Source organism: Bradyrhizobium sp. (genome assembly GCF_027307225.1).
Classification (GTDB): domain Bacteria; phylum Pseudomonadota; class Alphaproteobacteria; order Rhizobiales; family Xanthobacteraceae; genus Bradyrhizobium.
In genome coordinates, this window is sequence record NZ_DAHUXJ010000144.1 from 1 (window position 1) to 7,784 (window position 7,784).

Below are 7,784 nucleotides of genomic sequence, written 5' to 3' on the forward strand. Positions count from 1 at the left end.
ATGGACGAGACGACGCTGGCGCAGATCGCGGGCGGCAATGCCGCGCGTGTCCTTGGGCTGGATGTTTAGGGATCGACAGAGGTTCGTCCGACACTTTTAAAAGGAGACGGAATCCGTCATCGCGAGAAGCGCAAGCGACGAAGCGATCCAGAGTCTTGCACTGGATTGCTTCGCGGAGTTTATCATCGGGCGCGCATTCGCGCGACCCGTTGGCCCGCAATGACACAGTGGATCCCGGAGCTCAATGCTGCCCGCCCGATGCCTTGTACTCCGGCTGCTCGAACGGGTGTGAGCTCAGGAATTCCGGAATTTTGAAGCAGCGATCCGACAGTTCCTTCACTAGCGGACAGGCATCGAGCCCGATCTTGAGATACTGCGCGCCGACCACCTGGCCTGCGATGCAGATATCGGCCAGACCCACATCCTTGCCGAGCGCAAACGGCTCAGGCTTGCGGCGCGCCAGCAACCGCTCATAGGTCGCAAGGCCATCCCTCGTCCAATGCGCGCCCCATTCCTCGACCGCCTTGGTGTCGGCGCCAAAGGTCTTGGCGATATGCTTGCGCACCCGCGGCACGATCAGCGGATGGGAGTCCGCAATCGTCATCAGCGCCAGCGAGCGCGCATAGGCCCGCTCCTTGACGTCCTCCGGCAACAGCCGCGGGCTGGGCTTGATCTCATCGAGATACTCCATGATCGCCAGCGACTGATACAGCGTATACCCATCGTGGATGAAGGTTGGCACCACATGCTCGGGGTTGACGGCGTCATAGCCGGGCTCGAACTGCTTGCCCTGAAGAATGTCGATCGAGACTTCCTCGAACGGAAGCGCCTTCAATTTGAGCGCTATCCGGATACGAAAGGATGCAATCGACCGCCAGAAGCCGTAGACCTTGATGCTCATCGGAAAATCCCCATTCAACCAGGAGCGCGAAACGCCCGTGTGCTGATAGCATTGACGGCCGGATAGACAAACCACCTGCTCCGCCCGGCGGCAGCAGCCGGCCTGCCATCTGGCGTCGCAAAGATGATGGCGTGGCCCGCGTTCGACAACACCTGCGAGCTGACGGCGGCTTCGCCGGGTCGAAGTCGCGCGCCGGCAAGGAAATGAGAACGCGGGACAAGCGCGCCTCAGACCAGAAAGACGGTCGATCCGGTGGTCTTGCGCGCCGCGAGATCGGCGTGGGCCTCGGCCGCGTCCTTCAGCGGATAGGTCTGGTTGACATTGATCTTGACCGCGCCGGAAGTCACGACCTCGAACAGCTCTTTCGCCATCGCGTGAAGATTCTCGGCCTTCGCTGCGTAGGTATTGAGCGTCGGACGGGTGACGTAGAGCGATCCCTTCTGCGCCAGGATCCCGAGATTGAGCGGCTCGACACCGCCCGAGGATTGGCCGAACAGCGCGACGACGCCGAGCGGAGCGAGACAATCCAGCGATTTCAGGAAAGTGTCCTTGCCGACGGAGTCGTAGACAACCGGCACTTTCTTGCCGCCCGTGATTTCGTCGACACGCTTCACGAAGTCCTCTCGCGTATAGACGATGGTGTGCGCGCAGCCATGGGCCTTGGCGAGCGCGGCCTTCTCGTCGTTGCCGACCGTGCCGATCACGGTGGCGCCGAGATGTTTCGCCCATTGCGAGAGAATGAGACCGACGCCGCCAGCCGCGGCATGGAGCAGGATCGTATCGCCGGCCTTCACGCGATAGGTCTGGCGGATGAGATATTGCACGGTGAGGCCCTTCAGCATCATCGCAGCCGCCGTCTTGTCGTCGATGCCGGCAGGCAGTTTGAGCAGGCGCTCGGCTGGAATGAGCCGCGCCTCGGCATAGGCGCCGAGCGGCGCCGCGCCATAGGCCACGCGATCGCCCGGCTTCAGATCGGTGACGCCCGGTCCGACTTCCTCCACAACGCCGGCGCCCTCGCCGCCGAGACCGCTCGGCAGCTGCGGCGGCGGATAAAGGCCGGAGCGATTATAGATGTCGACGAAATTGAGCCCCACGGCAGTGTGACGAATGCGCGCCTCCCCGGCTCCCGGTTTGCCGACATTGACCTCCTCCCAGACGAGGACTTCGGGGCCGCCGGTCTTGTGAAAGCGGATGGCATGGGTCATGGGGGTTACTCCTTGGGGATGATGAAACTGAACGACGGCTCAGCCGCGCGCGAACGCTGCTGCAATACATTATTATAGCGCCTGTCGCGAATGCCAAAATACACAGCCACGCGATCCGTGAAAGCCAACTCGATCTCAACATTAGGGCTAGTGGAGTGGATTTGACATTCGCTACCCATCCGGTCGCAAACACCGAACGCGAATGTCAAATCCCAAACTCCACTAGCAACATATATTCGCTAGAGCTCCTTTGATTCCGAAGTTCGCATCGGAGGGGCCGCAATAGCTTGCGAACTTCGGAATCGGAGCTCTAGAAACGACAAAAAGCCCGGCGGCCGAACGGCCACCGGGCATATTGATGCTCAACGATTTGTCCCGTCGATCAGCCGGCCGCAGCCAACACCTTGCCGAAGACGCCGGCCTCCGCCAATGCGGCAATCTTCGCCTCGTCATAGCCGAGCGTCTCGCGGAGCACCTCGCGCGTGTGCTGACCCAACAACGGCGCCGCGACGGGATCGACGGGGGGTGTCAGCGACATATTGAGCGGCGATTCGATATTCGGAACGGTGCCCGCTTTGGGATGCGGAATCTCGCTCACGCGATGACGTTCGCGTGCCTCCGGCGAGTTGAAGGCTTCTTCCACAGTGCGCAGGTAGCCGACGGGGACATTGGCGGCCTTCATCTTGGTGATCCAGGTCTCGCGGCTATCCTGCGCAAACAGGCCCGTGAGGATGGCGCGCAACTTCTCCTTGTTGGCGGTGCGCGAACGGCGGTCGCCAAATTCGCCGCTGACGAGATCGGGACGATTCAACACATCGACGACCAGACGCCGATAGAGACGATCGTTGGCGCAGGCGATGTAGAACGGCGCGTCCGAGCCCTGATACACGCCAACCGAAGGCGAACCGTTCGGCGAGTTACCCTGGCGGCTCGGATTCACACCGCTCATCAAATAGGCCATGCCGTAGAACTGCGTCATGGCGAGTGCCATGTCGAACAGCGCTACCTCGACATGCTGGCCGCGGCCGAGCTTGTCGCGGGCAAGCAGCGCCAGCAAAATGGTGTTGCAAGCCGACATGCCGGTCAGCATGTCGACCGCGGGCGGGCCGGTCCGCACCGGCGGGCCATCCGGAAAGCCGTTAAGCGACATGAAGCCGCTTTCGGCCTGGGTGATCGGATCGAAGCCGGGACGCGATGCGGAGGGGCCTTTGCGGCCGTAAGCCGAGATCGAGCAATAAACCAAGCGCGGATTTCGCGGCGCCACCGACGCATAGTCGAGGCCATATTTCTTCATCACACCCGCCGAAAAATTCTCGACCACGACGTCCGCCCGCGCGATCAACTCGTGCGCCACGACACAAGCTTCCGGCTTGGTGAGATCGAGCGCAATGCCGCGCTTGTTGCGATTGAGGCTGACGAAGGCCGCGCTTTCGCCGGCAAGATCCGCATGCTCGTAGTGCCGCGTGTCGTCGCCGCCTTCGGGGTTTTCGATCTTGATCACGTGAGCGCCGAAATCCGCGAGCGTCTGCGTGCAGGCGGGACCGGCGACGACCCGGGTGAAATCGACGACCAGAAGACCATCAAGGGCGGTGGGCGCCCCCTTCTCTCGCGGCAGCCGGCCCGGCAGTTTCGGTCGTCCAGTCATGATCGGCGCGTTCCTTCCCGTTGGTCGATCCCGCACTTGCGACGGATCGTTGAGGAAGAGTATACGGCCCTTTGCCGTCCTTCCAAGCGAAGTGACCTCGGGACTTCGCTGCTATCGCCTTTTTGAATGGGTGCTATGAGAAGAAGGCAAAGTGTGGCGACTTTGACGTTCCTTTCAGTCTCGCGGCGAGTTCTTAGAAGGAACGCCAAAGTCAAAGCCACACTAGAACCATATGGTTGCTAGTGTCCCTTTGGTTCTGACATTCGTAAAAGTGTCCGCCCCGATATGATATACGAATGTCAGAACCGGGACACTAGGATGTTTTTTTGCCAGTAGAGCGTGTCGGGAAATGCCCACGGCAGGGACGGCCGAAACATCCGATAGCCGGCCCGGATGAAGTTGTTCGCCGATGGCACGTTGGCGGTCGTATCGGAGACTACACGGCTCCAGCCGTTCCACCGCGCTCGTGCCTCCATGGCCCGCATCAGCCGCAACTGAAGGCGGTGGCCCCAGTGGGGCTGCAGCACGCCGACCCGGCAGAAGTATCCGGCATTACGGACGTGGGTCGACGGAACAACGCCGGCGAAGGCGACCGGCGTCTCGCCACGATAAGCGAGCCACCAATGACCACAATCGAACGGCGGGACGGATGCGCCGCTGAAGAAGGTCAGACGATGCAACTCTATCAGGATGTCCGCGGTCTCGTCGTCCCGGGCATCGACCGCGCGAATGCGGTAACGGGGAATCACGATTTGAGGCATCGCTTCGCCCGCTCGATATCCCTGTTTGAAATGCCTTTCGAGCGCGCCCAGGCCTCAGCTGCCACCTCGCCATATCGCGCGACCGTGCGCTTGACGACCCAGCAGGGAATGGCATCTACCGGCGACGATGACGCCAGCAGACCAATCAGCAACAATGCGATAGGGATCATTTGCCGAGCATGACCTTGATGCCGAGCCACACCGCGCCGAGAAAGCCGGCCACGATGACGGTGATGACGGCCTTGAAGGTAAAACCCTGAGCCTGCTCGACGCTCTTGCGCCACCGTCTCAGGTGCTGGAAATCGGCGCGAAGCTCGCGCCTGTCGTCTTCCTCGATGCCAAAGGACGCAAGCACCGTGGTGATGGCGCGGTCCACCACAGCATCGATATCGCCGTGATGGATCCTTTGCTGTTCGCCGAGGGTTTCCGCCACAACGGTGCGGATGGTGTCTTCGCTGATGTCAGCCATGCCAGCGTGTTTCCCGCGTCATCGCTTGATAATGCGCGCGACATTCTCTAACCCGCGCTTGGCGAAATAGGACGCGACAATGAGATTGGCGGTGGTTGAAGCAAATCCCGCGAGCCCGTCGGTCGAGCCGAGACCGAGGACCTTGTCGAAGATAAGCAGCTTTGCGAAATAGACCGCCACGCAATAGCCCATCAGGCGATCCGGCTCGAAAGGATGGCCGATCTCGGCGATGCGTAGTTGTGTCTGTAATTCCAACTCGCGTTGCTGCACCGCCAATTCCCTCGTGGCGAGATCGGCGGCGATGCTCTCCGAGGTGTTGCCGGCGGCAAGCTTGGCCTGGTATCCCTTCAGAAGATCGTCGAATACCGGACCCGTGACGAAGCCGGCCAGCCATTTGGCGAGTGCAAGCCACATGCGACGCGCCTCCTACTTGTTGAGCGTGCGAAGGCGGGCCCAGACGTTCACGCACATGATTCCCATCATGACGTAGCTCACGATCTGGGGGGTGAGGTATTGCTGGATCTGGGTCGCAAGCGAGGGATCGCCGGTCAGGGTCGCGATCTTGTCGAGCACAGCAACGAGACCGCCCGCGACGAGCACGACCTCGGCCCAGACGATGGTCGCGGAATCCTTGCCGGCCTTCAGGGTCCGTTGCCAGAACGATCCGGTCTCGGTGATCCAGGCATGGACGAACGTGAAAACGATCCAGCCGATCATGAGGGCGGTGAGAAGAAGAAGGCCGATGGAGAGCGCGTGAAGCATCTATTTTCCTTTGGGTTTGAAAACGGCGAGAAGCCAGACGAGAGCAGAGGCGATCCATGCGCCGATCGAGCCAGGCGCTGGCGTTTTGATGGACGGGATATTTGATGGTGGAGGCGCAGCCTTCTTTGAGGCGGCCGCGCAACCAGCCGGCTGAGCACCACCGGGAAAGGAGATGGAGGGATCGAGCGCCCTCATCGCCATCAACAGGCCGGCACAACCCGCCTGGCTGTCGATCACATCGGGATCGTAGACGCCGTCGCGGACGTATTTGCCGGATCGATACTGGTCAGTGCCCTCCCACAGATAGGGCGACGGCACGCCGCGCGCGGCATAGCCAAGCCCGTTATATTGCTCGAGCCTGGTCAGGAGCGGCCCGATCGACCAATCCTTGTTGCGGCCAGCGTAAGGCGCGCAGTCGTTCAGCGCATCGACGGCCGCGTCTTCCCAGGACTTGAAAGGGCCTCTGCCCGCCGGAACATGCACCGACACGCGATCCCAGGGATCGCCTTGCGCCAGCGAACGCGTCCAATCCTGCGAGCATTCCCGCTCATGGATGACGGCAATCACCGGCCAGGGTACGCCGGTCCTTGCGGAAACCACCTGATAGCGCGAACGAGCATCCGTTGCGCCGAGCCGCTTGGCGATCGCGGTCAAATTTCGCGTCGGTTTGGCTTGGGCCCAGCGCTGGGCGTTCATACGCTGAAGCGCGACCAAATCAGTCATGACGATACCTCGCCGGAAGACGATGAGGGCATGGGTGGGGCTGTGGTTGGGGGTGGGGGCGGCGGCTTTGGACTGGTCGACGACCGCGGTCGTTCGTGCTTAATCAGACTTTACTGGAAGGTGCGGACGCGCTAACGCGCTGAAGCTCGAATGCGCCCTCTGGTTGGCCAATCACCGGGCGCTATTATATCCAGTAGATAGTCCGACGAATTCAAAGGCTCTTGGGTGTTATGGGTGCTAGACAAAAAGTGGCGGTCGCTGTCCGGTCTTTGATTGGTTATCCGTCATTTTCAGCCGCCGGAGAGGACCGTCTTGTTATAGCCTGGTTACGTGTCGTAGCTGGGATGAAGATGACCGACGTCCGTTATTGTGACATCGGAGCCAATCACCCCAAATACTTAAGCAATACATTTGCTCTGTATCGATTGGGTGCCAGCGGCGTACTAGTCGAGCCTGACCCGCTTCTCTGCAATAAGCTCCGCAGCGCGCGGTCGCGCGATTCCGTGCTCAACGTTGGCGTGGCGTTCGACGAACGTAGAACAGCAAAACTGCAACGCTTGTCAGATCGAGCATTTAATACATTCTTACCCGAACAAGCTGATCGCGTTGTTAAACTTTCCGAAAGTTGGCTGGGGTCCGATAGGCAACGGGTAGTTGGTGAAGTAGAAGCGGCGTTGGTGCCGGCGAACGAAATCTTGGAGGCCCACTTTCAAGCCGGCCTCGACTTCCTATCCATCGATACCGAGGGATGCAATCTCGCAATTCTGGAATCGATAGATCTTAATAGATTTCGTCCGAAAATCATTTGCATCGAAGCTTCGGACGACTTTTCTCATATTATGAACTCCAACGATTATGAGCTCCTCGCTCGCACTCCTGATAATGCGATCTTCCGTAGCATCAGATGACCCGCAACAAATAGGGCACGACGATAGACGGAGGCATGATCTTCATTGGTGTCTGCGTCACCCCACCGTTGAGGCTCTGTATTGTTCCGACAGGTGTAAATGAGCCAGACGACGAAACAACCGTTGCCGTTCCGCCGGTGGCAGGTGCTACGGCTCCGCCGCCGCCCCCTGCAACACCGACAAGAGAGCCAGCGACGTAGTTTCTGCCGTCACTTGAGGTCACGCTCACCGTCCCCGCATTCCCCGTAAACGTCGGTGCGACGTTAGGCAGATCCGAGCGCTGCATCGTGTAAGTCTGCCCGCCGCCCGTCGCGCCGGCGGTTGTGCCGTCGATTCCCCCGGATGCTGACGTGACCCGGCCGGCTGCGGTGCCGCCCATGGTGTCGAGCGCCACCGAGATCCGTCCGCGC

The 7,784-nt window shown here is 60.6% G+C and carries 10 protein-coding genes and 1 pseudogene; 1 reads left to right on the top strand and 10 read right to left on the bottom strand.

Annotated elements, in window-relative coordinates; all coding sequences use genetic code 11:
* Positions 1 to 241: 241 nt before the first annotated feature.
* The 9 genes from maiA to M6D32_RS24055 form a co-directional block, all read right to left on the bottom strand.
* The gene (gene maiA / locus M6D32_RS24015; protein ID WP_298260988.1) at positions 242 to 901 is read right to left on the bottom strand and encodes a maleylacetoacetate isomerase; all 660 of its coding nucleotides are present in this window, start codon (positions 899 to 901) and stop codon (positions 242 to 244) included.
* Between the two features lie 227 nt (positions 902 to 1,128).
* Positions 1,129 to 2,106, bottom strand: a complete 978-nt coding sequence (locus tag M6D32_RS24020) for a quinone oxidoreductase (RefSeq protein WP_298260991.1) — start codon at positions 2,104 to 2,106, stop codon at positions 1,129 to 1,131.
* A gap of 382 nt (positions 2,107 to 2,488) precedes the next feature.
* Positions 2,489 to 3,751 (bottom strand): CoA transferase, encoded by a 1,263-nt coding sequence (locus M6D32_RS24025; protein ID WP_298260993.1) that lies wholly within the window; start codon positions 3,749 to 3,751, stop codon positions 2,489 to 2,491.
* A gap of 299 nt (positions 3,752 to 4,050) precedes the next feature.
* A complete protein-coding gene (locus M6D32_RS24030; RefSeq protein ID WP_298260995.1) occupies positions 4,051 to 4,512 on the bottom strand; it encodes a GNAT family N-acetyltransferase in 462 nt (153 codons plus the stop codon).
* Positions 4,497 to 4,682: a hypothetical protein gene (locus M6D32_RS24035; protein WP_298260997.1), complete on the bottom strand. Its 186-nt coding sequence runs from the start codon at positions 4,680 to 4,682 to the stop codon at positions 4,497 to 4,499. The genes M6D32_RS24030 and M6D32_RS24035 overlap by 16 nt, the downstream gene beginning before the upstream one ends.
* Positions 4,679 to 4,981: a hypothetical protein gene (locus tag M6D32_RS24040; protein ID WP_298260999.1), complete on the bottom strand. Its 303-nt coding sequence runs from the start codon at positions 4,979 to 4,981 to the stop codon at positions 4,679 to 4,681. Before M6D32_RS24040 ends, M6D32_RS24035 begins: the two co-directional genes overlap by 4 nt.
* An 18-nt stretch (positions 4,982 to 4,999) precedes the next feature.
* Complete coding sequence (locus M6D32_RS24045; protein ID WP_298261001.1) at positions 5,000 to 5,395, bottom strand: hypothetical protein; 396 nt, start codon at positions 5,393 to 5,395, stop codon at positions 5,000 to 5,002.
* Between the two features lie 12 nt (positions 5,396 to 5,407).
* Positions 5,408 to 5,743, bottom strand: a complete 336-nt coding sequence (locus tag M6D32_RS24050; protein WP_298261003.1) for a hypothetical protein — start codon at positions 5,741 to 5,743, stop codon at positions 5,408 to 5,410.
* The gene (locus tag M6D32_RS24055; protein ID WP_298261005.1) at positions 5,744 to 6,466 is read right to left on the bottom strand and encodes a hypothetical protein; all 723 of its coding nucleotides are present in this window, start codon (positions 6,464 to 6,466) and stop codon (positions 5,744 to 5,746) included. It lies immediately after the preceding gene.
* Between the two features lie 350 nt (positions 6,467 to 6,816).
* Here M6D32_RS24055 and M6D32_RS24060 point away from each other — a divergent pair, with 350 nt between their 5' ends.
* Entirely contained in the window at positions 6,817 to 7,374 is a 558-nt protein-coding gene (locus M6D32_RS24060; protein WP_298261007.1) for an FkbM family methyltransferase, read from the top strand.
* Here the strand turns inward: M6D32_RS24060 and M6D32_RS24065 are convergent.
* Positions 7,367 to 7,784: pseudogene (locus M6D32_RS24065) on the bottom strand (hypothetical protein); the annotation flags it as partial. The gene M6D32_RS24060 and the pseudogene M6D32_RS24065 sit on opposite strands and share 8 nt — an antisense overlap.